The organism is Nocardiopsis sp. JB363 (genome assembly GCF_900143625.1).
In the GTDB taxonomy this organism is placed as follows: domain Bacteria; phylum Actinomycetota; class Actinomycetes; order Streptosporangiales; family Streptosporangiaceae; genus Nocardiopsis.
The window spans coordinates 22754-47008 of the sequence record NZ_FRFF01000183.1; the positions used below are offsets into that span (position 1 = coordinate 22754).

Genomic DNA, 24255 nt, shown 5'->3' on the forward strand with positions numbered 1-24255 from the left:
ACCGTGGTGGATGGGTATCTCCAGGCCCCGAACCAACCGGCACGATCGTGGAAGTGCGGATGTATGCCTTGGTGACCATGAAGCCCACGGTGCGCGCTGAGGAGACCACACCCCGACGGCCGGTGAGGGTGGGCCAATCCCGGGGTTCCAAACTGACCGCGCGCTTCTACCGGCTGCTCGCACCGTCACAGGCGGGTGGCCGCTTCGTGTCCGGTTTCAGCCAAACCCGCGACAACCCGACCACACCGGGTTACTGTGCAGGGGTTGGCCCCCAGCAGGACGGAGCGCAACGTGGGCAAGCACGACAACCAGGACAAACCCACCGATGGCGGAACAGGCGGCAGCGCGGGCGGCGACGGCCAAGACCCCACCAAACACGGCGCGGAACCCATCCCACCCCAGTCGGGAGACGGGCAGGATCCCAACCGGTGACCGCGTACCCCGGCGCTCTGTTGGCTCAGACGCTCACCTCCACCGGCCAGCTCATCGACCCCCTGTGGCACCGGGCCCTCCTGTCCGTGAACAGGGCTGAGTTCATCCCCGACACCGTGTGGGTCACCGCTCGCGACCACCCTGGGTATTTCCGGCCGGTGACCCGAGAGGACCCCGACCACGCCCGGTGGGCTCACCAGGACTACGCGCTCGCTGTCCAAGTGGACGACGGCACTCCGGTTGGTGGCCCCAACGGTGAACCCGGGTGGGGTCGGTTGCGCACGTCCAGCATCAGCCAGCCGTCGCTGGTCGTGGACATGCTCCAGGCGCTCGACGCCCAGGAAGGTCACCGGGTGTTGGAGATCGGGACCGGCACAGGCTATAATGCCGCGCTCCTGTGCCAGGTGTTGGGCGAGGGGTCGGTGGTGTCGGTGGAGGTCGACGAAGCGCTGGCCGAAACCGCGGTGAAGAACCTCGCGCAGGCCGGCTACCATCCCACGGTCGTGACGGCCGACGCGACCGGTGCAACCGAGGGCGTGGGCGAAGGGCTGTTCGATCGGGTGCTGTCGACGGTCGCGGCCCGCGGCGAGGTTCCGTTGCCGTGGGTGGAGCAGACCCACCAGTACGGAATCATCGTGACACCGTTCGAAGTGGGCAACACCCCCGGTGTCCTGCTCAAGCTCCGAGTTCACGGTGACGGGACCGCGAGCGGGCACTTCATCGGTGACGCCCCGTTCATGACGTTGCGGTCCCAACGGCCGGACACGCGCCGGGTGCGGGAGCTGGTGGATGAGGATGCCCCTGGAGTGACGGACGGCCTGATCGGGCTGAACCCCCGGGTGGTCGCACACCGGCACCAGGGGTGGCAGCTCGTCTTGGGCCACCTGGTCCCGGATCTGCGGTACGCGGTGTACGAGGCCTCCGAGCACCACCCGGAGTGGACCGGGGAAGCGACCGTATACGTGGCCACCCCGGACGGGTCGTGGGCGCTCGGCGAGTACACCCCGGCGGACGGTATGTACGAGACACGGCAGGTTGGGCCCCGGGCTCTGTGGGCGGAGATCACGGCAGCGTGGGACGAGTGGGTGACACACGGGTCGCCGGGCCGTGACCTTCTGGGGGTGACCGTGGACGAGGAAGGGACGCATCTGTGGGCGGGCAACCCGGTGGCAGAACTCGGTTCCGTCAGGCGTGGTCGGCGTCGTCGCCGGTTGTTCGGTTCTAGCTAGCGGATGCCTGACCCGGTAGACACAGAACCGGACCCCACCAATTCCTCTGGTGGGGTCCGACTCATATCAGGGCGATATTGCTAGCCACGGGTCGCAGTGCGAAGCAGGGTAGCCCCCTCCGACGTCGACACATTCATGAACACTTGGGAGGGCTCCAGGACACTGCGCGCCCCCACACAGTTGCCGTCTTGGCCGTTGCTGTGACTGTAGCTGGACTTCTTCGAACCATCGTTCATCATGTGAGGTTGCCTCGAATCTCTTCCATTGGCACGAAGCTAGTTAGCCAACGTGTTGCGTGCGTGGTTGATGACCTCAGCGGTCAGGAGGTCGTACCGCCGGAGAACACGGCCTGTCGGAATGCTCCGCGAAGCTCGGTGATCGGGCCACGGTCTCGGGTGTAGAACAGCTTGTTCGTCATGAGGACGGCCCACCGCTCCCGGTGCGGGCAAACCCACGCCCCTGTCCCTGTGAACCCGTAGTGCACCCACACATCCTCTTCCGGGGCAGTCTGCGTAGCGGGGTGCCAGAACAGGCCACGCTGAGGTTCGAGCTCGCCGGTCTGTACCCGAAGAGACTCCGCCACCCACTTCTCCCCGAACCCCACCCCGTCCACCGCAGTGAGCATGTGCGCCAGGAACCTGCCCACGTCCGGGGCTGTGGAGAACACCCCAGCGATGCCGCACACCCCACCCAAAAGGCGGGCGGAGAAGTCGTGCGGGATACCCCGCAGATGCCGACCACTCTCGTCGTCCAGCTCGGTGGGAGCGGTACGCCCTGTTTGTTGAGCAGGCAACGGCCCGAAGCGGGTTTGCCCCATCCCTAGAGGAGCCCACACTCGCTCTCGGGCGAGCACGTCCAGACCCTGACCGGTGAGTTCTTCAGCGAGGAACCCCAGGATGAGCGCGGCCCGGTCGGTGTACTGCACCTCCTCCCCGGGGGTGTGATGCAACTGTTCAAAGAGGACTCCGCGGCGGATGTCGGTTGCGTCGGTCCCGTACAGGGCCTTCAGCTGTGCGCGTGGGGGAACCCCCGCGGTATGGGTGAGGAGCTGGCGCACGGTCACCTGGCCCAGGGGCGAGGTGGCCAGGTCCGGCAGGAGGTGAGCGAGGGAGTCGTCCACGCGCAGATCACCCTTGTCCCAGAGGGTGCCGATCACTGACCAAACCGCTGTGACCTTCGTGAGGGAAGCGATGTCGAACAGGGTGTCGGGTCGTGTCAGTGTTGTGGGATCGGTGGGGTCTAGGACTCCAATCTGCCCGCCGGCCACGGCGCCAGCGGGGCCGCCGACGAGCCAGACCGCCCCGGGCGTCGCTTGCTTCTCCATAGCCTGGTCGAGGAGGGCGTTGATGCGGTCGGCGTCCACGGACATGGGCGGGTCTCTTCCTGGTCAGGGTCTTTCGCAGGCGAGCCTACTGGTGCTGGAGAAGGTTTTCTGAGAGGTCGCGGAGCACGTTCGCGGGCCAGGACCCGGCGTCGACCAAACTCGTGGCGGCGCTGTGCGAGGCCGCGGTGCGGCTGGCGCAGAACCCCGGCCCCTCGCCGGGCTGATCTCTGCCTAGGGTGCGTCGGCCTGTGTGGGCAGGGTGGGTCCGACCCGGCGCAGATATTCCAGGCGCTCGTGAAGGATCGGGGTGGGCGCGGCCAGGTCCGTGCGCACGTTCACCGATCGGCGCATGAAAGCGATGACGTGGTCGGGAAGGCGCCCGTTCAGGGCGTCGAACGGGATGATGCGGTGCAGGGGGATGGGCCCGTCGGTGCCCTCGGCGCGGGCTCGGAGCACAGCCACGGTGATGCGCCAGCCGATGTCGGCGGCCGCGTGGGGGTGGGTGTGCAGCGCAGGTAGGGCGGTGAGCACCGGTGGGTCCAACGCCCGGGTGATGTCCCACGTGGGTGTGCTCATTCCCCCATGGTGCCATTGGTGGTGTTCCTGCCTGGTGGTGACCGTTGTCCGGGTCGAGAATTTTCGGTCGCTGTCGGTGATATGCAGCGAAAAAACACGGTGTTACCAGTGGGTTTATGTACACCTCACTCCGGTATCTGGCGTCTTATGGGTATCGGCCGCCCCCTCGCTAACCCCTTGCCCCGGGCGGCGGCCTCCACATCTTCTTTTGTCACAGCCCCTGGAGACCTCTGTGTCCGCACGCTCTTTGATACTCACCGCAATGGTCGCGGCCGCCCTGGCCCTGCCGACCTCTGCGGCGGTGGCCGACACCGCCCCCGCCCCCGGCGACACGTGCACCGTCAAGGACAGCCGCACCCCCGTCACCCTGGACGACGGCACCGTCCTGGAATGTCAGAAGGACCCCGACAACCCCCGCAACCGGTACTGGGTCATCATCTCCGAACCCGACACCCCCGCCACCCCTGAGGAGGGCGCCGACTGCGAGGAGGGCGCCGACCCGAGCACTCTGGACGACGGCACGGTCCTGGAGTGTGTGGAGGGCACCTGGACCGCGGTACAGGAAGAGGACCCCGACAACGGCGACGGTGACGACACTGGCAACGAGGACGACTCCGAGGACGAAGGCGAGAGTGAGGGTGAGGGTGAGGGCGGCGACACCGACTCCCCCGCCGAGACCACGGTGACGTTCACCGACACCTGCGACGGCGTCAGCGGCGAGCTGATCCTCAGCGACGACAAGGGCAAGTTCCGCTACAGCACCTGGCTCGACGACGAGCAGGTCGCCGACGGTGAGCGTGTGCAGTCCGGTCAGGTGCTGGCCTGGGAGTCCGAGCAGCTCGACCAGATGCGCATGGTCGTCGAGCACAAGCCCAAGGGCAAGGGTGGCGAGTGGGAGACCGTCGTGGACGTCACCCACACCTGGGAGCAGCTCCAGGACTGCGAGGACGAGGGTGAGAAGGGCGGCACTGACGAGGACGACAAGTCCACCCCCGCCCCGGGCGACAACGGCAAGGGCGAGGACGGCCCGGCCCAGCAGGCCGGCGCCGGTGGCACTCTGCCGGTGACCGGTGGTGCTTTGGCCGGGCTGGTCGCTGCGGCTGTGGCCGCGGTGGGTGCCGGTGGTGGCGCCCTGTACCTGGCCCGCAAGCGCAAGGCCGCCGCCGGCGAGGGCGACGGCGCGTAACTACACCCGTATCCAGGTGCCCCCGAACTCTCGGTCGGGGGCACCTTCGTGTTCTTCAGACGTCCTCGATGGTCGGAACCAGGCCGATGACCACCGCCACGTTCCGCGTCTATGCTGCCCAGAGAACACCCGCGACGGAACGGACCCCCATGACCGACTACCTTCAGGTGTCCACGGCGACCGAGACCCGCGAACAGGCAATGGAACTGGCAAAATCCCTCGTAGAGGCCAAGCTCGCGGCGGGCGCGCAGATCATCGGTCCGGTGACCTCGGTGTTCTGGCACCTGGGCGAGTTCGGGACGGGGGAGGAGTGGCAGCTTCTACTGAAGGCCCGCGCTGACCGGTACCAGCAGATCGAGTCCCACCTGATCGGACACCACCCGTGGACGAACCCCGAGGTCGTTGCGACCGCGATTGTGGAAGGCTCCCGGGACTGCCTGCGGTGGATCGGGACTACCACGGCTCCCGACCACACCTAGACGTTGCTGGCCAGCTCCAGTGTGTTGGCGACCTCAGACAGACCACGGTGGTGGGCGAGTTCGTCGAGTACCGGAGCGAGCTTCTGGCGTGGCCGCACCGACGCTACACCCGCAGCGAGGGTCAGCACTCGGGTGGCGGTCGCCGCTGCCTGTTCGACTTCCCCTGCGGACATGTAGGCCGAGGCCAACCAGGTCATGTACAGGGCCTTGTCGCGGGCATGCGCGTCATCGAACCCGCTGAGCGCTTGTTCCAGGACGGGAACGGCTCGTAGTGGTCGGCCGAGTTCGGACCAGCACCGCCCGGTCATGATCTGCAGTTCGGTGTGATCGACCCAGGCCGCCCAGTCCGGCTGGGGAGCGTCCGCTCGTTCGGCGAGCGCACCCACTGCCTCTTCCAGAGCACGTTCGGTTTCGCCGGGTTCTCCGGCCAGCGCATGTGCCCAGGCACGCCGCTCGTGCAAGAGGGCGCGGGCGCTGGGAGGTGCGTGGGGCCCTGCGGTGTGGCAGGACTGGAGGGCGATGTGCTCAGCGGCGCGTGGATCGCGTTCTTGATAGGCGAGGAAGGCCAGTGCGTTCGCGGCGAGAACGTGGTCGCCTGCTGTGGTGGCCGCGTGGTGGCTGTCCTCGTATAGGCCGCGGGCGTCATCGTGGCGTCCGGCGTCGAAGGCTGCCCATCCTGCCTGCTGGGCCTGTTCTGCCAGCACTGACAGTAAATCGCGGCCGGTGGTCTCGGTGTAGGTGCCTTCACGCAGGAGACGCTTGGTGGCCTGGTACTCCCCGAGATAGACGCGGTGGGTGTCGCCTCCACCGAGGATGTCGTCCAGACGGCGCAGGCGGGCGGTGCGGTCGCGTAGTTGGTCGGGGAGGCTGCTGCCGAGTCGTTTCCCGGGTACTTGGGGGACAGTGAGGGCGACGGCGAGTCCGGCGCCTGCCGAAGCGGTGAGGAACTCTCGTCGGCGCACATCGTCTCCGTTCTCCCATGGGCGTGGTGCCAGGCTGACCATGTGGCCGGGGATGCGTAGAGCGTCCGCGATGGTGGTGATCTTCTCGAACGAGGTGATCCTGCCCCGCCCCCGGGCGAGTAGTCCGACCCGGTCGGGTTTGATCTCGCATGCCTGCGCGAGCTGGGCGTAGCTGAGGGGGACGGCGGTGTGCGCCAGACGGAACACGGCACCGAAGTCATGGCGGGCGAGCGCGGTCTTGACGTCTTGGCGCAGGAGAAAGCCCGGGGGTAGAGCGGTCGGCGGTCGGTACGTGGTCATAGGGGGGTCCTGTCGCACCGGCGAGCACTAATCGTGGCCACGACCCTACCCATGATGGGTATCCCCGTCGGGGGGATGTGGGAATTTCCTGTGCTGCGCACAGTGGGAGGCAGCCCAGCGAGGGCACCGGCATCCACGTCACCCCAGGAGGGGACATGTCCCTCACGCTCGCACCGTTCACCGTGCAGTTGCCCGATCACACGTTCAACCCCGGCTGGAACCGCATTCCTGGCCTGTCCGTGGAGGGCAACCTCCTGCACATCCACCCTGAAGAGTACTTCTTCCGCCTGGAGTCCACCAGGTGGCGGATCATCGACTGGCAGACCGTGTTCGCCCGGATGCTGCCGATGGAGGAGACCTCGGACGAGGCCCTGGAGCAGAAGGCGCTGAAGTTCATCGAGGACCACGTCCGTATCACCCACGACCCAGCCGAAGTCGTGGGCGTGGCTTGGCAGGTGTACAGCTACCTGTTCCGCACCGAGCACCTGCCCACCCTGGACGTTCCCGGGATCACCGCCGACCACCTCAAGATCCTGGCGGAGGTCTCCACCCTGACCGCCCTGAACAAGGTGGACGCGGACGGGCGCATCAGTATCGTCGGCCCGGCCTGGTTCTTCGGTGACACCGCCCGTGTCGTCTACGACCTGGACGAGGCCACCGTCCAGAACCTGGACGAGGTCTTCCACGGTGGCCTGTTCAACGAGAACCGCCGTATCGAGTCCGTCAAGGCCCACACCGCCCTGGGCGGCCGCCTAGTCCACGGCTGCCAGTCCGCCCCCTCCCAGAAGGGCGGAGTCGTGGCCCCCTACGGCACCCCCATGGACCGTTTCCGCGACGATCTGGCCGGGTTCCGCGACGCCTGGATCACCGACGTGCGATCCTTCGGCGCCTGACCCTTCCCCTGCCGGGGCCCTGGGTCCACAGGGCCCCGGCCCCACACGGCACAGGAGAAACCGTGGAAACACCACAGCTCGACCAGCTTCGCGAAGAGGTCACCATCAAAGCAGGACTCACCCCCACCTCGGTCGAGGTGCTGCACAGTTGGGCCCTGTCCCATGTGGAGCGCCTCACCCTGCCCGACAACTCCACGGTGATCTTCAAAGCCGCACGCGAGCCCTTCACCCACGAGGACGACGCCCTGACCAGCGCCTGGCAGGCCGGTGCGACCGTCCCCCGCCTACTCACCTCCGCCCGAGGGGCGACCACCCTGGGCATGCTCATGCAGGACCTGGGCACCTCTGTTCGGGAACCGGACGAGGACGACGGAGCCATCGCGGCGGTGCACCTGCACTCCGCGGCGGTGCCCGACTTCCTCGCCCCCGGGGACACCGACTGGCTGGCCTCGCTGCCCCGACGCGCTTTGCGCACCCTGGATGTGCTCCAAGGACAAGGACGGTGGGAGGAGGCCGGCGACATCGCCACGACGCTGCGCACCATCGCCCAGGCGGCACCCGCACGCGCCGAGGGCACGATGTTGCGCCCCTACGGGTGGGTCCACAGCGAGTTCCACCCCACCAGCCTGCTCATCACCCACGAGCGCGTGTACGTGTGCGACCTCGCCCGTGCCTTCCGCGGACCCGGGCTGCTGGACCTGGTGTCCTGGCACGGCACCATCACCCCCGCCGATCCCGACCGGGCCCGCGCCTTCCTCGAACGCTACGTGCACGCGGGTGGACCGGCCGAGGCCCTGCACGATCGGGGCGGCCTGGCCGCGCAGGAGTGGGCCTTGGGCTGGCACCGCGTGTGGATCGTGGAGTGGTACCTGTCCCAGGCCGCCCAGTGGATCGCCGACCCCGCCGCCGACCCGACCTATGAGCGTGTGGTGCGCACCCACACAGCTGAGGCGGCCCAGCTCCTGCACGTATGAACCCCGAAAGGGCCAACAATGGAGACTCCTCCCCCGTACCTGCTGTTGGACGTCGATGGTGTCCTCAATCCCTTCCCAGGCCCCAGCGGATCGCTCCCGCCCGAGCACCGCCCCCACCGGGTCACCTACAACGGCAACCCGAACGTGCCCGTGTGGCTCCACCCCGACCACGGCATCTGGCTCAACGCCCTGCACTCCATGGACCTGGTCCGGCCGGTGTGGGCCACGAGTTGGCTGGGCGAGGCCGACCGACTCATCGGTCCCCGGCTCGGCCTGAGCACACTCGGGCACATCGACCTCGGCGCACCCGCCGACGTCTTGACCCGGCACCCCAACGGGCACCTGTGGAAACGCGAACCCGTGGCTGCGTGGGCGGGGAACGAAACGTTGGTGTGGATCGACGACGACTTCGCACAACCCGACCACGACTGGGCGAAACAGCGCGCGGTGGATGGAACGCCCACCCTGCTCATCCAACCCGACCCCTACCGAGGCCTTCAACGCGAGCACATCGACGCCGTGCGCATGTGGGCCATCGCCGTGATGCGGGACCTCCACACCAGCAGGGAGCACGATGACCACACCAGCCCAGGTCCACCCGTCCCGACCGGTACGCACACCTCAGGGAACGACCGTCCCCGTTGACGAGGACCTGGTGGAGCTGCTCCGACTCCTGTGGGAGCTGGGCGTGCGCACACGGTCGAGTTGCCAGGACTACGGCGCTCTGCTGGCGTCGTCGGCTCCCGGCTTGCTCGTGGGCGATCCGCGGTGGGTGGACTTCTACACCGGCCGCGTCTGGGTGGAGATGGACGCCGCACACGCTGAAGACTTGGCGGGTTGGCTCAGCCGGGACGGAGAATTACGTCTGGCCATGTCGCAGTGGGGGATGGCGGAATCGTGGGTGTGGACACGCCCGATCCTGCCCGACCTGGTGGGAGGTCGGGGCCGCACCGCCGACAGCGCCCACGTGTTCTTTCCTCGACACCACCGCCAACGGGTGCTGAACGTGCTTCACAGAGAGAAGACACCGAACCCTGGGGCGCGTTCGGGCGGAGCTGGTAACGAGGTGCCTTCACGAAACCGTCACTACCGGTAAGCGGTCCGGTGGGGCCTGGTCCACATCGAGGGCTGCTTGGAGACACCGGTACCGCGCTGGTGGTCGATGGCCGGATCCAGCCATTTTCGCCACACACGGTCCCTGGACGGTTACGGTCTGGGCAGGGTCCCCCAACAGCAACCCGGACTCCGCCCCTGCCGGGTTGTTCCGCCCTACTCACAGGAGATGTGCGTTGACCATCACCGAACCCTCCGCGTTGGCCACCGGCAAGATCTGGCTGGACGTGACCCGCCAATGCCAGCTGTCCTGCGTCCACTGCTACAACTCCTCCGGCCCCGACGGCGGGCACGGCACCATGACCGTCCAGGACTGGCTGCGCACCGTCGACCAGGCCGCCCAGGCCGGGGTGGGCATGGTGCAGCTGATCGGCGGTGAGCCACTGCTGTACCCGCACACGAAGGAGATCGCCGAACACGCCCTGGACCGGAACATGGGCGTGGAGGTGTACTCCAACCTGGTGCACGTCACCGGCCCCTGGTGGGAGCTGCTCCAGCGGCCGGGCATGAGCCTGGCCACCTCCTACTACAGCGCCGATCCGGACCGGCACAACGCCATGACCGGCCGCCCCGCCTCACACGCCCGCACGCGGGCGAACCTCGTCCGCGCCCTGGAGTTGGGTATCGAGGTGCGGGTCGCGATCATCACCACCGACGGGGCCGGGGTCGATCAGACCCGCACCGAACTCGAAGGCCTCGGTGTCACCCGCATCGGGGTGGACCGGGTGCGCCCCTACGGGCGCGGCGCCGACACCAGCGAGCCCTCCTGTGAAGGGTTGTGCGGGGCGTGCGGGGACGGCCGCGCCTCCATCGGGCCGGATGGCAGCGTTGCCCCGTGCGTGTTCTCCTCGTGGATGCGCACGGGAAACGTTCGCGATGCCGCGCTGGCCGATATTCTGAACGGCCCTCGGATGGCTCAGGCGCGTGCGACGATCACAGCCGGCAAAAACGACCCGCCGCCGAACCCGGTGCCCTGTGAGCCGGACCGCTGGTGCAGCCCTGGAGTGCCCGACAGTGGCTGCACGCCCCGAACATGAGAGCGACTAATGGACCTGCCCTTTCACGACCTGGTGCTGCCGCACACCGGCGCCGTCACCCACACCCGACCGGCCACCGGAGGCAGCGGATTCGCCACCGCGGTGTTCGTCCACGGTGAGGCCGGCGCATTCTTCGTCAAGGCCGTACCCAACCGTCCCGGCGGTCGCCTCGATGCCGCCCGGCGTGAGGCACTGGTCAACCCCGCCCTACTCGGTCTGGCACCCCGACTGCTCTTCCAAGCCGAGGACGAGGGATGGTTCGTGACCGGGTTCGAGATCGTGGACGGTCACCACCCCGGCTACGATCCCGGGTCCCCGGACCTACCGAAGGTGGCGCAGGTCGTGGATCAGATCACGGACCTGGTCCTACCTGAGACCGCGGTCGGATGGCAGGAGACCCGGTGGGACCGGTTCACCGACCGGGCCGATCTCCTGGCAGGAGACACGCTCACCTACACCGATCTGCACCCGAACAACATCCTGATCGATGGAGACCGCACCTGGGTGGTGGATTGGGAGTGGCCGACCCTGGCGGCTGGGCACCTCACCGCAGGGAGTCTGGTGGGGCAGCTCATCGCCTCCGGACACTCACCCATCGACGCCGAGTCATGGGTGTCGGCCGGGGCGGCGTGGAAGGCCGCAGACCCGGCCGCGGTCGACGAGTTCGCGCGGGCCCAGGTGCGCATGCAGGAGTGGATCGTGGAACAACTGCCGGACCAGGAGTGGCGTAAGGCGATGCTCGCCGCCGCACAAAAGTGGTGCCGGCACCGAGAGGAGCTGAAAGCGGGGCGGTAGCGGCGCCCTGGAGCACGTTCGAAGGCCCCCACCGCTAGAACCCAAGGGGGACGGTGGGGGCCTTCGTAGTTCTCCCAGCTCGCAGTTCAGATGTCGTCCACGCTCAGCCCATGGCCGAACCGGAACGTCTCCCAGTCGTCCGGGCGCATCTCCAGCCCCTCCTGGGCACGGAGGCCTTCGAGACTCAACCGCCACTGCTCTTCCTGGGAGAGCAGTGGGAAGGTCTCCTCGAACTCACTTGTCGACCCGGCCATCTCCGGGTTCGGCCACCCATCCGACACCGAGTACGACAACACCACAGGCTCGTCCGAGCGCTCACGCAACAGTGTGACGACCTGCTGCCACGCCTCCCCCGGCCGGAACACCTGCCCCATGTTGTTGGAGAACTCCGACCGCAATGTTCCCTCGGCCAGACCACGTTCGATGATGTCGGCCAGCCAGGCACGGTTCGGGCCGTTCACCCACCCGTGGATCTCCGTCTGGGCAACCAGCCGCACCACCAGACGGGTCGGGTCGTCAGCGCCGATCATGGCGGTGTTCAGCTTCAGAAAGAACCTTGACATCACCCAGCCATCCGGGAGCGTCAGAGTGGCGGGACCACCTCCACGGAAGTGCCGCTCGTCGAACACGTCCGGGTCCAGTCGAGAGATGGTGCGCTCGTTGACCACCTGGTGTGCCCAGTGCAGCTCGGTACCGAGGAGCTTGACGGTGCGGGTCGGGCTGTTCCAGTACATTTTGCTCATGACCGGTCCCTAACTCTTCGCCGCTTGGCGGCGCTCGTCGGCCTCCAGGAGGTCGGGCCGGTTCAGCGGGGAAGGCACCCAGCTCGCTTGGGCCTCGGTCTGGCCGCGCTGAATCTGGAGCTCTTCCTCGCTCAGGTACTCCTCGGGGATGTCGAACTCCCCATCGCGCGCGCCCAGCACGAAGGCTTCCCATTCGGCGGGGGTGAAGAACAGGGTGCCCTTCTCCGGTGACTTGCCGTCGCGGACGGCGCGGAACCCGTCGTCGAACTCAGCGACCTCCACGATCGCCTCGGAGTCGGGGTTGGACAGGGAGGAACGCATCCACAGCGCGTCGGTGGTGTCGTGCCACTTCTCGTTCCCGTTGGCCTCGGGAGGAAGATCCTCGCGGGTTTCAGTCATGACGGCTCTCCTTGTATCGGCCAGGGTGAGGGGAACCCCAGGGCTGTTGCAAATTCGGTGACTGACGGCATCGCTCCTGGACATAGGAGAGCACCAGCATGAAGCAAGCTCCTTGAACACGACAACGGAGCCCTGAGGAGAGGCCAGAAACTCAGCACATGCCAGAGTCTCCATCACACCCGGCACGAAACACTCTTCCCAGGCGGGCAGACACCGGAGTTTGACTTTGGACCAGGCATCGGAGCGCAGGTCCGCCAAGATCGCAGGGACTTCGGTCTCATGCACGATGAAGCCGCTGCGGCCCCCGCACGTGGTCATGATGGGGTCCTGGGCGTTGTCGTTCACGGGGTCATAGAAGTAGGTGTCCTCCGGGAACCCTGTTCGGCGCGAGATCCGCACTCGGCCCTGCACCCAGTCAGGGCCGCGCCGGTGGTATACCGCCGCATAGGGCCCCGTGAGCCAGAAGGCGTAGGGGGACAGTACCTGGATTCCACAGAGGGATCCGCGCTCATCGCTCATGAGCCGATTCCACCACACCAGCGCGCTGGGCAGCCTGAGATCACGAACCCCGAGCTCGTGCCCGCCCCCTGGTTGGGGCGGACCCACGGAACTAGTCACGGGTTACTTGTCCTGTTGCCGGGCGTTCGGGAGAACCACCCCCTGGTAAGGGCCGGAGCCGACACGACCATATTGTCTGTGGTCGGCGTCATCGTGTAACCACTGCGTGGTCATAGCCGAGAACCTTCCTTCCCCAACTCACCAGGGAACGTTTTTCCGCCTTCGCGCCCACAGCGAAGTACCCACGCAGGTCGGTACCGGATGCCACGAAAAAGGAAATTTGATGGCCTTTACTGCCATACATCCTGAACACGGACGAATTGACGCAACCCGCAGCGATCTGGGCTGTGGACTGGACTGGTCACAAGTGCACCGCGTACGACCGCGGATCAACCTGACCTGCCCCGAGTGTGAGTGGGGCGTACACGCCAAGCATTCCTCCCGCGGTCTCCGATTCTTCGCCCACAACGCCAAACGGCCTGCCGAGTGCCAACTGTCGAACGAGTCCGTCGAACACCATCTGCTCAAGCTGGAGCTGGCAACGGCCATCCGCGCGGCCGGATGGTATGCGGAACTGGAGGTGAGGGCGGATGACGGGACATGGCGCGCCGATGTCCTCGCGTCGTCTGCTGATGGCACACGTCGCATGGCGTGGGAGGCCCAGCTCTCCGCGATCACGGCGGAGGAGTTGCAGGAGCGCACCGCCCGCTACGCCGACGCGGACATCGCTGTGTGCTGGGTCTCCCCCCGAGCCGAGGTCCCATGGTTGAGCAGTGCCCCGGCAGTGCGGGTGGCGGTGCCGTCCAAGGATGCCCATGTGTGGACCGTGGCGGACGGTCTCGCCAAGTTCATGCCCAAGCTCGGCTCGTGGGTCCGGGTGAGTGACATCGACCTGGCCACCTTCGCCCGGTGGGCGCTGCAGGAGCAGGTCACCCCTCATACGATCCTTCCTCGGTACCGGCGGGTTCGGCTGAGGCCGGATGGGAGTCTGAGCCGCCGGGCCTCGTGCTGGGCCAGCGCCAAGTCGACTGCTGCTGAATCCCGGCATGAGCAGATGCGGAGCCGCCAGGACGAGCAGAAGAAGCGCAGGCAAGAACGTGAGCGGGTCGAGCAGGAGCGCAAGCTCTTGGAGGAGAAGGCACGCAACGCGGAAGAGGAACGCCTGCGTGCGATCGAGCGGGAAGCCGAAGCGGAAAAGGCGCGCGAGCGCCTCCAGGTGCAGATGGCTCAGTGGGCGGCTGAACGGAAGGAGCGGCTGGCGCAGGCCGAGGAGCAGCGGCGGATCGAAGAAGAGCGTGCTCGTAAGGCTGAGCAGGCCCGGCTGGCCCAGGAACGGCGGGAGCGCGAGGCGGCGGAGCGTTGGTGGGCTGAGCTCTCGGGCGAGCAATGGCAGGGCTTGCTCGCCGCGATCGGTGAGCTTTCGGTGCAGGAGAAGGTGGGGAAGACGTATCCGGTTAAGCAGGGGGTGGATGCGGAGTATGCCTTCGGGGTTCCGATCATGGCCAGGCGTGGTCTCTACGGAATCGTGAGGCCTTCACCCGATTCTGTGAAGAACTGGAACGTCTACGGTCGTCAGCGGATCTTCGTGCGTAATCAGCGAGAAGCCGATCTGTTCACCGATCAGGGCGTCGATCCGGCTCTGGTTATCCACTTCGATCTTCCCGACTTCGAGCAACTGAACCTGTGCTGAGTACGCGGACACCAGAACGTGTGTTCCGAGGGCTCCTAGAAATGGACCGAATCCGGTTCCCTGCTCCTGGTCCACCGAATCGTCTCTGACGTTCCGGTCCGCTTTCGGCCAACCTCATGACAGGCTCTGCACGCACAGTTACAGTCACCTCGCAGCAAACCCCACAGGGAAGGCACGGGTCATGGGCAAGCACTCGAACCCCGACAAGCCGCAGGACCAGCGCGGGGACCCCAAGGACAACGACAGCCAGCACCCCAGCCCGCACGGGGGCGGCGGGGAGAAGCAGGGCAAGTGATCGACCCGCACATCGAACGCCGGGCTGCCATGGCTGCCCACTTGGCGGACCGAGGCGTCCTCACCGATCCGGCCTGGCGTCAGGTCGTGGAGAAGGTACCCCGGCACGTGTTCCTGCCCGACACCGTCTGGGGCCTGGACGTCGATGCCGGGGACGGCAAGCTCGCCCCTGTCCCCCGTTCTCACACAAACTGGTCGCGTTGGGCCTACGACGACGTCTCGGTCATCACCCAGGTCGACGACGGCACCCCCGTTCTCCCGGACGGGCGTGGGGAGCGGGCCACGTCCTCGGCGTCCCAGCCCTCCCTGGTCGTGGCCATGCTCCAGGCCTTGGACGTCACCGTTGGGATGGACGTGTTGGAGATCGGGACCGCGACCGGGTACAACTGCGCGCTTTTGTGCGAACACCTGGGACCGGAGCACGTCACCTCCATCGAGATCGACCAGAGCCTCGCCCGCCAGGCGAGGGCCAACCTGGCCGCCGCCGGGTACGGGCCACAATTGGTCGTCGGAGACGGTACTCAAGGGGCACCTGGCCGGGCACCGTTCGACCGGGTGCTCGCCACGGTCGCGGCGCGGGACATCCCCGGGGCGTGGATCTCCCAGACCCGGCCCGGCGGGGTGATCGTCACCCCGTGGGCGACCGGTTTCGCCACCACGAACCTGCTCCGGCTGATCGTCGAGGAGGGGGACGTGGCGCACGGGCGCGTGGTCGGCGATGCTCCGTTCATGTGGTTGCGCGATCAGCGGGTACCGGCCGGGGATTGGCGGGACTTCATAGACGAGCAGGCTGCCGGCTCGGTCGAGTACCGCACCACCATCAACCCGATGCCGGTGTGCGACGCTGACCCGTCCGGCGGTCTGGCCTTGACGGTGGGAGCGTTGGTACCGCACCTGAACACGGTCCGCTACCACGCTGCGGATGACAGTGGTGAGGCCACCATCTACCTGTTCGACCGTCGGGGTTCATGGGCGCTGGTCGAGTACGTCCCAGGGGACGAGGACGGCTTTGAGGCGCACCGGTTCGGTCCCCGCGACCTGTGTGCGGAAATCGACCGCGCACACCGCCTGTGGGAAGCGGCCGGGGCACCGGAGCGCAGCTGCCTCGGAGTTACAGTGACCACCACCGGTGCACGACGGTTGTGGGTCGATAGCCCGAGTAACCCGGTCCTGAAAGCGTCCGGTGGTGCACGAACAGGCGGAGCACGTCTTCATGGGGTGCGCGAGGTAGATCGCCGTGCTCCGTCCTCCGCGTCTGACTGAGTTGACGGCGAAGGTGTTCGGGTGGGGCTCCGTGTTGCGCGGCCACTGGGGCGTGGAGATCATCTCTGCCCAGCTGCGCGCCACGTCGATCGTCCAAGGCGTGCGCGAGGTCTTCGACAAGATCATCACCGCCATCGACGCCGCCCAAGAGGTGCCCACCTTCCACATCCCGAATAACACCTGAACGAGAGGGGCAGGGGGTTGAGACCGGCCGGCTCGACCCCCGGTGCTGACTGTGCACCAGGCCAAGGCGTTATGTCCTCACCGTGGACTAAGGTGCGCGCGTGAGCAACGAAGATGCACCCGACCTGCGTCGGCTTGGAGTCCCAGTCATGGTCGTGGACGAGGCCGGTCGCACACTGCGTAATGCCGCATCGTCTTTCCGGGACTACCTGGAAGGTCTTGCCGATGAGCATCCAGCGCACAGCGCCGCAGCGGCTGACCAGCAGTGGATCGAGGACTCCCACCACAAGCTCAGAGCACCACGACGTCGTGTTCTCCACCAAGGCCTATGGGCCAAAAGCCTCACTCTCCAAAACGTTCTGGACCATGTCCTGGCCATGGAGAGAGTCCTGGTAGGTGAGCCAGTCGGTATCTGGTCGCACTTGTCTTTGTCGCGTGTGGTGCAAGAGGGCGCTGTACGCGTGAGCCATATCTACGATCCGCGCGCATCATCCGAGCAACGGTTCGCTTTAATCGGCGCGGCCTGGGTTGGCGATGTGCAACGGCATCTCACTGCGGCACGGGAATTCAGCTCCCAATCGCAACTGCTGGTCGAAGCCGAACAGCGCTGGGCCAGCACCGAGCGGACCATCCAGGCGGCCGGTCTGACCATAGACCGCGATCGACGGGGGTGCCCTAACCGCGTTGTGCTCGGTGAAGCCCGTGCTTCGTGCACCTTCGACCTCAGCGGCGCGGCGCATGCCCGGCCCAGCCACCTCCCGGTCTGGTACCGACTCTCGTCGGCCGCCTCCCACTCGACATCGTGGTTGATGCAGCAGGCGACCGGTTTCGACGCCGAGGGTGCGATCACGACCTATGCGGACACCAACACGGTCACTGCGGCCGTTCTCTCGGTCCTCGGAGCTTTCGAAGACCTCACCGCGACCTTGGGCAGCTATCACGGCCGTGACCCCCAAAGGGCGGTGCGCACCATCCAACGGCGCACCGTGGCCGTGATCGAGCGCCAGAGAACAGCTGAACAGCAGATGATGCAGGATTTCGAGCTGATGCGGTCCCTCGAAGACATCTGAGCTGGCTCCCCGCCCCGTGGGGGCCAGGAAGGATGAGGGGGGTTGAGGGACATCGACCACACGCTCCTCACCATCAGCGGAGTGAGCAGGGACATCTACGCCCACGCGTTCGAACGGGTCACCGGTGAGCCCCCACGGGAGATCGCATCGATGGCCGGACGCACCGAACAGGCCATCATCATCAACACCCTCGCCCTCAACGATCGCGAGGCCGACGAGACGACCATCGCGGCCTTCTACGAGGGCCTTGGGAAGGCCGACGTGGAGTTGAAGTCCAGGCGTTCGGCCTGGCCGAGCATCTGGGGTTGGACACCGGCGGGTACGGAGACCACAGCAGCGACCGCGCGCATCTGGTGACGGCAGCACGGGAACGCACGGGTGCCAAGCTCGGCACCGTCTTCGCGTCCGAGACGACGGTGATCCTCGGCGATGCTCCGCACGACGTCCGCAGGGCTCATCACACCGGGTCCCCGCTGATCGCGGTGGCAACCGGAACGCGCACCCGCGAGAACCTTCTCGACGTCGGGGCCGACGCGGTCCTGGACGACCTCAGCGATGGTCCCGGCTTCACTGATCGACGCCGTTGTGCGCGAGCTGACCGAGGAAAGCGGTATCGACCGGGCCCAGGTCCGCGTATTTTCACCCCTGCACCTCTACATCGAATACGGCCGACTTTCAGCACGGCCAGAAAAACACGAGCCTGCGCGCTACCATCTCGACATCGGCTTCGCATGCACCGCAGCGGTAGGCACCCAGGTGGGACGTATCCAGGAGTCGGAGGTCGCCGCAGCCACCCGCTCTAAGGCCGAGCGCCTGGTCGGGCCACGCATCGCCCGAGCGGTTGAGGCGCCGATCCGGGGCAGTTGATTGGATGCCTTTGAAAGCTTCCAAGGCAAATACTGATGTCCGCTGCAGAGCACGCTTAAAAAAATGCTTTTAAATTAACTGAAAGGTTCTTCATGGAACTTGACAAGGTGGCTCTCGACGCAGCCATGGAAGCTTATGGCGATGGTCCACCACTGTCCCCGTCTGCCCTTGAAGCGATTCGTCCCATTTGGATTCCCGCTTACCGGGCTGCTTTGGAAAATAGCACGAAATAGGCACAGGACGACTCACATAACCAACCTGATAACGACTCCCAGCACCCCAGCCCTCAAGGTGGTGGCGGAGAGAAGCAGGGCAAGTAGTGGCCGACCCCCACATCGAGCGACGGGCCTCCCTCCTCGCGGAGCGCGGCATCCTCACCGCCCCGGCCTGGCCCCAGGCTTTGGAAAGGGTGCCTCGGCACAACTTCCTTCCCGACACCGTTTGGGGAGAAGACCTCGACGCCGACGAGGTCACCGCGTTGCCGTCGCCCGCTTACACCCGAGCTGGTCCCGCTGGGTCTACGATGACGTCTCAGTTCTCACCCAGGTTGATGACGGCCACCCCTGCTACCCAGACGGGCGCGGTGAGCGGGCCACCTCTTCGACCTCCCAGCCCTCCCTTGTCATCGAGATGCTCCAGGCCCTGAATGTGGGCGAGGGCATGAGCGTGTTGGAGATCGGCACCGCGACCGGATACAACTGCGCGCTGCTGTGTGTGAGCGGCTGGGCTCCGAGCGCGCGTGTCCGCGGTGGGCGTCCGGGGCCTGGACGCATGCTTGGACACCGCCCCCGTCAGCGACACCAGCGCATGGGAGCACGACCCCTTCGCCGCTGTGGTGGAGGACGCGCGGCTGTGGGGGCGGTTCAGACCGGGCATCTGCTCAGCGAAGGTCCGCCGACCGCACTCCGCGGCGGGGCACAGGAATCGGCGCACGAGCAGCCGAAGCCGTACCGCCAGTCCGGCGGCGGGCAGGTCTGCGGGGTTGCGCCAGTATGAGCCGTGAACGCGCTGCGACCGTTGGGAGCAGTCCGGGCAGCGGGCTCCACCGCCGGATGCTCTGGCCTCGATCGACAACGCGTTGTCCGTGGTTTTCACGCTGGTGACAGTGATATCGACGTTCTTGGGGAACAGTGTCCGGGTGAGCCATGAGCAGACTTCATCCAAGGCGTTCGAGGTTGTTGTTAGGGCGCTGGAGGCGTGGCGGGTTCCGCCAAATCATTCTGAAGTCTCACGGTGTGTGACCGCTCCACAGAAACTGCGCCAGAGCCCAAACACATCAACAAACTCATCTCCGCGAACGTTCTGGTGCTGGTACCGGTACTGGTTCAACATCGGACCGCACCGATACGCTGAACTCCGTGCGCGCACAACCGGCCCCCGCCAATATCCCTGGCGGGGGCCGGTGTCATGTGCTACCTACCGTGTGACGAGCGTGTTGATAAGCCCGGACCACTCCCGAGCGTTGAACGTAAGATGCCCCGCCTCACGGTTTTGCGTGTCGCGGACATCCGCGCCTGACCCGTGCTCTCGGGCCTCTACGCAGTTCCCACCGCCGCCATCGCTGTAAGTGCTCTTGTGCCACTTTTTCATGCGGTCCGCTGCTCCTTTATCTGGCTGATCAGCTCAAGAGTCGATCGCGTCGACAGCGCCTCGCCCTGCATCATGCTGAACAGGTCGTAGGCCTCCCTGACGGTCGTCTCGGAGTCTACGATCTCACCCCCCATGGCGTGCTCCAGGTACAGAGCTTGCCGCCGCGGGCCCAGATCGACCACTCGGTAAGGGGCACACAAACCTGGAGCACCGTCGAGAGGGATCGCCTGGAACCGGATCGTACCGTTCTCGACCAGCTCCTGAACCCAAGAGAGTTGTTCAACGAGTACCGCCGCAGATCCGACGGTACGGGTCAGCACCACCTCATCCACCAGGAACCACATCCTCACGGATCGTTCACGAAGGGCATCCAGGCGGATCATGCGAGCATGCACGATCTCTTCGATTTCATCTGGGGTCGCTTCCGGTGCTCGGGCCTTGACCAGCGCACGAGCATAGTCAGGTGTCTGCACGACACCGGGGAAGATGATCGACTGGTATTCACGGATTTGGGTGGATTTCCGCTCAAGCGACAGTGCGCTTTTGAGCTGCTCCGGAACATTGCCTTCGAGGCGTGTGTCCTTCCAGAAGCTCAGCAGAGCGCCGTTTGTTGCGAAGAGAACCTCCATTTTGTCCACATGTTGGCGTTTTGGGACTCGTGTGGCTCGCTCGATCGCACCGACCATTGACCCTGTCACACCAAGGCGTTTGCCGACTTCAGGGAGGGACATTCCCTGGTCCTCGCGGTGTTTTCGTACAGCCTTACCAAAGGGGATCCACTTGCGATGAACTTCTTGAGGCATAGCAACAGTTAACAACAACCAGCAACTACTTGCCACCAAAAAACTCAGAAAAAAACAGTTTCCCTGTTGTCATGGCGCCCTGACCTGGCGTTGTGCATAGTCATACGCAACAGGGCCGCGTTGGCGTACCGGTCTTGTCGCCTGTGCTTTTAAGAGAAGCGCACAGGTCTCGCATAAAAAAACCCTCGGCGGCCGGCCAGGGCCCCGAGGAACGGTCCTCACCCTAGGAGTGAGCACAGATGCATCATACCGCCCGAACAGGGTCTCAGCCCCTTCTGGAGCTGGAACGGTTGGCCCGAATCGCCTCCCGTAATCTGCCCGGATGGCGCGTCAGTTTCCTGCCCAAGGCCATCGCTCCACGTCGTTGGCGGGCCATGTCTGCGGGGCCGTTGTCGGCCGCACAGATCCGCTCGGGGATGCCGGGCGCACTCTTCGCCCCCACCCTGGGTGAACTGGAGCTGCGGGTCCGTCACTGGGTGCGTGTGCGACGACTGATCGCCTTCCACTCCGTGATGCGGAGGTGGCGCCGGTGAAGACGCAACCGCCGCCGACCGTCTCGGTCCCTGCACAGACCTCACCAACCGACATCGTGGGCCTGCACTCCACCGTGCTGGAGCGCCCTGAAGGCGGGGAGGAGTGGAAGAACCTGGCAGGTGAGGCTCGCCAGTGGGCCCACCGCCGAGCCCAGGACCTGGGGTATGACCCCATCAGGGACGACACCCTCCTCTACCACCTGAGTCAGCTGGTGAGCGAGCTGGTCACCAACGCTCTCGTCCATGCCCGTGGCGCGGTGATGATCGCGCTCGCGCGTGAGCGCTGCTCCGCTCTGCGTTTGGAGGTGTACGACCACAGCCCCAAGGACGGCAGCGAGCCCCATGTGGAAGTTCATTCCGCGTTGGAGGCGGCCATGCGTACGCACGGGCGCGGGCTCCTGCTCGTCCGGAAGATGAGTACGGGCTGGGGGGCCTTGTTCCATGGCACCGGGCACCTGGTGTGGGCCTACCCCACTCCCACGGACCCGGGTGAGGTGCCTTGATGTCGCTTTGGGCGAGCATGCGCACGGCCCTGGGCAGGGCCCTGGTGGGGCATGATCGCGCCTTTGAGGAGATGTGGTGGCAGGCGGTCCAGAACGGGTTCGTGCTCACCCGTGAGAGGCGCGTGTGGGGTGCGCTCTACGCCCTGACATCGGTCAGGGGGGAAACACGGATCCTCTACGACCTCGGTGAAGTGCGGGGGTTCCTGGAGCGGGACCGCAGCTGTTCTTGCGTGTGATGACTGGGGCGGTGGCCACGATGGGCCGCCGCCCCGTTGCGTTGTGGAGGATGCCCGTGCTCGGGGAAGAGAACGCACCCGTGATCGACCCACCGACCTCGGTTCTAGGGCCGGCTGTGTCGGCCGTGCTCACCCATGCTTGGAGCGCCCCCATGCCGGTGCTTCCCGGCCAGGAATGGCGCAGGGTGCTGGCCGGGGCGGTGGGGGTGTGTTGGTGGGTGGAGGTCACCCCGCACGCCGACGGTGTCGATGATCCGGTGTGGAGGGCGTGGAAACGGGGCCACCGCCACTACGCCGACGCGCTCATGACACGCTCGGTGGCCTGGAACACCAGGCGTGATCGAGAACGGCGGGTGCGTCGGTTGTGGGTGCCCCAGGGCCCGTTCGAGGGTGATCAGGTGTATCTGCGCGATGTGCTGCGGGCCCGGTCTCGGGCCGGACAGCCCGTGCGGGTGCTCGACTCCGCCCCCGCCCAGGGGTGGGTCGAGGAGCGGCAGGTGCGGGATCTGGTGGTGACAGATCAGGGCGTGTTCGCTCCCTGTTACAGGAACGGAGTACCTGCGGGGGCTTTTCGCCTTTGCGGCCCTCACCTGGTGGGCGCCGTGGTCGGGGACCTGGCCCGGCTTTGGGAGCGGGCGGTGCCCATGGAGCGGTGGAGAATCTCGGGCTGAGTAGCTTCCTCTGCAAGGGGGAGAATGGGCGGTGATGACTACCTTCACCGCCCCCACCAGCCTGCTGACCCTGCGCTCGGCCTGCGCCCAGATGGGTTGGGACCTGTCTTGTGATCCGGAACTGGTCCGCTTGGGTGAGAACGCGGTGTGGCGTCTGCCCGAAGGTGTGATCGCTCGGGTGGCCCGCTCCGAGGACCGCTACGCCCAAGCCCAGCGCGGGGTCGCGCTGGCCCGCTGGATGGCCGAGCACCAGGTGCCGGTCGCCGCCCCCATCGAGGACATCGACAACCCCCACCGCACCCGTGAGGGCGGGGTGGTCACCTTCTGGCACGAGGTTCCACGGTCTCGCCCTGCTTCTCCGAGCCAGTTGGGGGCCGCGTTGGCGTCCCTGCACCGCATGCCGGCCCCCTGCCATGTGGATCTGCCCCGGGCCGCGGCCGTGGACAAGGCCGAGGCCCGGTTGCGCGTGGTCGACCTGGAAGAGGAGGACCGGGCTGCCCTGTTGGAGTTGGCCGCACGCTTGCAGGGCGAGTACGCGGGCCTGTCCTATGAGCTGGAGCCAACCGTGGTGCACGGGGATGCCCACGCCGCCAACCTGATGGCCACGCCCGAGGGTGAACTGGGGTGGGTGGATTTGGACGGTGTGGGGTGGGGGCAACCGGAGTGGGATCTGGTGCTCACCGGTATCGAGTACGAGTGCGGGTGGGTCACCGATCGTGAGTATGGCCAGTTCGTGGACGCCTACGGCTACGACGTGATGGGCGCTCCGGCCTATGCGACCCTGCGCGGGATCCGTCTGCTGAGAATGACGTCCTGGCTGGCGCAACTACCCGGTGCCGTTGAGAGGGCCGAGGTCGCGCGTCGGGTGCGTGACCTGCGCAGTGGGGGTGCGATCCGGGGGTGGCGGGCGTTCTGAGCGGTGCACCGGCCCGTGGATCTGTGGGGTTCTACGATGGGTGCTGAGGGTGTGTCACCACCCTGTGGCGGGGTCTTGCGTTGTTTGCAGTGTGTGCTCGACGCTGTGACGCACCCAGGTGGCGTCCGGGTCGGAACCGAGAGGGATGGTGTCGTCGGCCAGGTCGGCCAGGTCACGACGCACACGTGCCGATCGGATGGCAGGGGCGGTCTCCACCAGGGTGCGGGTGCTCTGGCGAGCACGGTCCGTGTCGCCAGCGGCCAGGTGCAGGCGGGCGAGCTTGATGTGCGACAAAACCGCGGCTCGGGCCTCTTCGGGTGCGTGCTCGCGTACCGCCGAGTCCAGCAGTTGCACCGCCCGGTCGAGTTCGCGTCCCTGGTGGAGGGCCAGGGGGACCAGGGCCTGGCCGGTGTCGCCGGCCAGTTGGGCGCTGTTCCAAAACCCCATCCAGGCGGGTTCGCGGTCGAGTTCGCGGCGGTCGAAATGGGCATGGGCGGTGTCGATGGCGTACAGGCAGTCGCGTTCTGCGCCCAGGGAGCCGTGGGCGCGGGCGGTGACCACGGCCAGGGCGGTGCGCAGGGTGGCGGTGGTGGTGGCGGCGAACGCGCCGGCCATGCCGAGCTGTTGCAGGGCCTG

General features: G+C 66.5%; 30 protein-coding genes and 2 pseudogenes. 23 read left to right on the top strand and 9 right to left on the bottom strand.

Features of this window, described 5'->3' with window-relative positions; genetic code table 11:
• The first annotated feature begins 264 nt into the window (after nucleotides 1-264).
• Complete coding sequence (locus BQ8420_RS32090; RefSeq protein ID WP_160049479.1) at nucleotides 265-432, top strand: hypothetical protein; 168 nt, start codon at nucleotides 265-267, stop codon at nucleotides 430-432.
• Nucleotides 429-1661, top strand: coding sequence for a methyltransferase domain-containing protein (locus BQ8420_RS28050; protein ID WP_087102939.1), 1233 nt, complete (start codon nucleotides 429-431; stop codon nucleotides 1659-1661). Before BQ8420_RS32090 ends, BQ8420_RS28050 begins: the two co-directional genes overlap by 4 nt.
• 319 nt (nucleotides 1662-1980) lie before the next feature.
• On the opposite strand, the gene BQ8420_RS28055 is transcribed toward BQ8420_RS28050, so the two are convergent.
• A complete protein-coding gene (locus BQ8420_RS28055) occupies nucleotides 1981-3030 on the bottom strand; it encodes a serine hydrolase (protein WP_087102941.1) in 1050 nt (349 codons plus the stop codon).
• Between the two features lie 186 nt (nucleotides 3031-3216).
• Nucleotides 3217-3561: a hypothetical protein gene (locus BQ8420_RS28060; RefSeq protein ID WP_087102943.1), complete on the bottom strand. Its 345-nt coding sequence runs from the start codon at nucleotides 3559-3561 to the stop codon at nucleotides 3217-3219.
• 232 nt (nucleotides 3562-3793) lie between these two features.
• Between BQ8420_RS28060 and BQ8420_RS32945 the strand changes: the two genes are divergently transcribed.
• Together BQ8420_RS32945 and cutA are read left to right on the top strand one after the other, a co-directional pair.
• Nucleotides 3794-4747, top strand: coding sequence for a hypothetical protein (locus tag BQ8420_RS32945; protein ID WP_235006532.1), 954 nt, complete (start codon nucleotides 3794-3796; stop codon nucleotides 4745-4747).
• A 149-nt stretch (nucleotides 4748-4896) separates the two neighbouring features.
• On the top strand, nucleotides 4897-5226 hold the full coding sequence (cutA, locus tag BQ8420_RS28070) for a divalent-cation tolerance protein CutA (protein ID WP_087102987.1): 330 nt from the start codon (nucleotides 4897-4899) through the stop codon (nucleotides 5224-5226).
• Here cutA and BQ8420_RS28075 read toward each other — a convergent pair.
• Nucleotides 5223-6488: a hypothetical protein gene (locus BQ8420_RS28075; protein WP_087102947.1), complete on the bottom strand. Its 1266-nt coding sequence runs from the start codon at nucleotides 6486-6488 to the stop codon at nucleotides 5223-5225. The genes cutA and BQ8420_RS28075 overlap by 4 nt on opposite strands.
• A gap of 155 nt (nucleotides 6489-6643) precedes the next feature.
• Between BQ8420_RS28075 and BQ8420_RS28080 the strand changes: the two genes are divergently transcribed.
• The 6 genes from BQ8420_RS28080 (at nucleotide 6644) to BQ8420_RS28105 (ending at nucleotide 11300) form a co-directional block, all read left to right on the top strand.
• A complete protein-coding gene (locus tag BQ8420_RS28080) occupies nucleotides 6644-7381 on the top strand; it encodes a hypothetical protein (RefSeq protein WP_087102949.1) in 738 nt (245 codons plus the stop codon).
• A 62-nt stretch (nucleotides 7382-7443) separates the two neighbouring features.
• Nucleotides 7444-8355, top strand: a complete 912-nt coding sequence (locus BQ8420_RS28085; protein WP_200816128.1) for a hypothetical protein — start codon at nucleotides 7444-7446, stop codon at nucleotides 8353-8355.
• Nucleotides 8356-8373: 18 nt separating this feature from the next.
• Nucleotides 8374-9000, top strand: a complete 627-nt coding sequence (locus BQ8420_RS28090; RefSeq protein ID WP_160049481.1) for an HAD domain-containing protein — start codon at nucleotides 8374-8376, stop codon at nucleotides 8998-9000.
• On the top strand, nucleotides 8930-9451 hold the full coding sequence (locus tag BQ8420_RS28095) for a hypothetical protein (protein ID WP_160049483.1): 522 nt from the start codon (nucleotides 8930-8932) through the stop codon (nucleotides 9449-9451). Before BQ8420_RS28090 ends, BQ8420_RS28095 begins: the two co-directional genes overlap by 71 nt.
• A gap of 193 nt (nucleotides 9452-9644) precedes the next feature.
• Nucleotides 9645-10505: a radical SAM/SPASM domain-containing protein gene (locus BQ8420_RS28100; RefSeq protein WP_235006533.1), complete on the top strand. Its 861-nt coding sequence runs from the start codon at nucleotides 9645-9647 to the stop codon at nucleotides 10503-10505.
• Nucleotides 10506-10514: 9 nt separating this feature from the next.
• The gene (locus tag BQ8420_RS28105) at nucleotides 10515-11300 is read left to right on the top strand and encodes a hypothetical protein (RefSeq protein ID WP_087102953.1); all 786 of its coding nucleotides are present in this window, start codon (nucleotides 10515-10517) and stop codon (nucleotides 11298-11300) included.
• Nucleotides 11301-11386: 86 nt separating this feature from the next.
• On the opposite strand, the gene BQ8420_RS28110 is transcribed toward BQ8420_RS28105, so the two are convergent.
• Nucleotides 11387-12043, bottom strand: a complete 657-nt coding sequence (locus BQ8420_RS28110; RefSeq protein ID WP_143847615.1) for a hypothetical protein — start codon at nucleotides 12041-12043, stop codon at nucleotides 11387-11389.
• A gap of 9 nt (nucleotides 12044-12052) precedes the next feature.
• Nucleotides 12053-12442, bottom strand: a complete 390-nt coding sequence (locus tag BQ8420_RS28115) for a DUF397 domain-containing protein (protein WP_087102957.1) — start codon at nucleotides 12440-12442, stop codon at nucleotides 12053-12055.
• An 841-nt stretch (nucleotides 12443-13283) separates the two neighbouring features.
• On the opposite strand from BQ8420_RS28115, the gene BQ8420_RS28120 reads away from it, so the two are divergent.
• The 8 genes and pseudogenes from BQ8420_RS28120 (at nucleotide 13284) to BQ8420_RS33105 (ending at nucleotide 19363) form a co-directional block, all read left to right on the top strand.
• A complete protein-coding gene (locus BQ8420_RS28120) occupies nucleotides 13284-14690 on the top strand; it encodes a competence protein CoiA (RefSeq protein WP_143847617.1) in 1407 nt (468 codons plus the stop codon).
• 291 nt (nucleotides 14691-14981) lie between these two features.
• Nucleotides 14982-16247, top strand: a complete 1266-nt coding sequence (locus tag BQ8420_RS28125) for a methyltransferase domain-containing protein (RefSeq protein ID WP_235006534.1) — start codon at nucleotides 14982-14984, stop codon at nucleotides 16245-16247.
• On the top strand, nucleotides 16222-16431 hold the full coding sequence (locus BQ8420_RS28130; protein WP_143847619.1) for a hypothetical protein: 210 nt from the start codon (nucleotides 16222-16224) through the stop codon (nucleotides 16429-16431). The genes BQ8420_RS28125 and BQ8420_RS28130 overlap by 26 nt, the downstream gene beginning before the upstream one ends.
• 100 nt (nucleotides 16432-16531) lie before the next feature.
• Nucleotides 16532-17500: a hypothetical protein gene (locus BQ8420_RS28135; protein ID WP_143847621.1), complete on the top strand. Its 969-nt coding sequence runs from the start codon at nucleotides 16532-16534 to the stop codon at nucleotides 17498-17500.
• Between the two features lie 42 nt (nucleotides 17501-17542).
• Nucleotides 17543-17857 carry a hypothetical protein gene (locus tag BQ8420_RS32500; protein WP_200816129.1) on the top strand — a complete coding sequence of 105 codons (315 nt, stop codon included), beginning with the start codon at nucleotides 17543-17545 and terminating at the stop codon, nucleotides 17855-17857.
• 59 nt (nucleotides 17858-17916) lie between these two features.
• A pseudogene (locus BQ8420_RS33245) lies at nucleotides 17917-17997 on the top strand (HAD family hydrolase); the annotation flags it as partial.
• Nucleotides 17998-18055: 58 nt separating this feature from the next.
• A complete protein-coding gene (locus BQ8420_RS32950) occupies nucleotides 18056-18367 on the top strand; it encodes an NUDIX domain-containing protein (RefSeq protein ID WP_394335830.1) in 312 nt (103 codons plus the stop codon).
• Nucleotides 18368-18508: 141 nt separating this feature from the next.
• Nucleotides 18509-19363, top strand: coding sequence for a hypothetical protein (locus BQ8420_RS33105; RefSeq protein WP_255404915.1), 855 nt, complete (start codon nucleotides 18509-18511; stop codon nucleotides 19361-19363).
• Here the strand turns inward: BQ8420_RS33105 and BQ8420_RS32960 are convergent.
• From BQ8420_RS32960 to BQ8420_RS28155, 3 genes and pseudogenes are all read right to left on the bottom strand, one after another.
• A pseudogene (locus tag BQ8420_RS32960) lies at nucleotides 19289-19462 on the bottom strand (transposase family protein); the annotation flags it as partial. The gene BQ8420_RS33105 and the pseudogene BQ8420_RS32960 overlap by 75 nt on opposite strands.
• Nucleotides 19463-19783: 321 nt before the next feature.
• On the bottom strand, nucleotides 19784-19957 hold the full coding sequence (locus BQ8420_RS28150) for a DUF397 domain-containing protein (RefSeq protein WP_087102966.1): 174 nt from the start codon (nucleotides 19955-19957) through the stop codon (nucleotides 19784-19786).
• Complete coding sequence (locus BQ8420_RS28155) at nucleotides 19954-20760, bottom strand: helix-turn-helix transcriptional regulator (protein WP_087102968.1); 807 nt, start codon at nucleotides 20758-20760, stop codon at nucleotides 19954-19956. The genes BQ8420_RS28150 and BQ8420_RS28155 overlap by 4 nt, the downstream gene beginning before the upstream one ends.
• Nucleotides 20761-20999: 239 nt before the next feature.
• Here BQ8420_RS28155 and BQ8420_RS28160 point away from each other — a divergent pair, with 239 nt between their 5' ends.
• The 5 genes from BQ8420_RS28160 (at nucleotide 21000) to BQ8420_RS28180 (ending at nucleotide 23619) form a co-directional block, all read left to right on the top strand.
• Nucleotides 21000-21293, top strand: a complete 294-nt coding sequence (locus BQ8420_RS28160) for a hypothetical protein (protein ID WP_143847623.1) — start codon at nucleotides 21000-21002, stop codon at nucleotides 21291-21293.
• The gene (locus tag BQ8420_RS28165; RefSeq protein ID WP_143847625.1) at nucleotides 21290-21796 is read left to right on the top strand and encodes an ATP-binding protein; all 507 of its coding nucleotides are present in this window, start codon (nucleotides 21290-21292) and stop codon (nucleotides 21794-21796) included. The genes BQ8420_RS28160 and BQ8420_RS28165 overlap by 4 nt, the downstream gene beginning before the upstream one ends.
• Complete coding sequence (locus BQ8420_RS28170) at nucleotides 21796-22032, top strand: hypothetical protein (RefSeq protein WP_087102974.1); 237 nt, start codon at nucleotides 21796-21798, stop codon at nucleotides 22030-22032. The genes BQ8420_RS28165 and BQ8420_RS28170 overlap by 1 nt, the downstream gene beginning before the upstream one ends.
• 152 nt (nucleotides 22033-22184) lie before the next feature.
• Nucleotides 22185-22703, top strand: coding sequence for a DUF6879 family protein (locus BQ8420_RS28175; protein WP_143847626.1), 519 nt, complete (start codon nucleotides 22185-22187; stop codon nucleotides 22701-22703).
• Between the two features lie 34 nt (nucleotides 22704-22737).
• Nucleotides 22738-23619: an aminoglycoside phosphotransferase family protein gene (locus BQ8420_RS28180; RefSeq protein ID WP_087102978.1), complete on the top strand. Its 882-nt coding sequence runs from the start codon at nucleotides 22738-22740 to the stop codon at nucleotides 23617-23619.
• A gap of 54 nt (nucleotides 23620-23673) precedes the next feature.
• Here BQ8420_RS28180 and BQ8420_RS32095 read toward each other — a convergent pair.
• Nucleotides 23674-24255 (bottom strand): hypothetical protein (locus BQ8420_RS32095; RefSeq protein ID WP_235006536.1); only part of this gene is annotated, 582 nt, incomplete at its 5' end.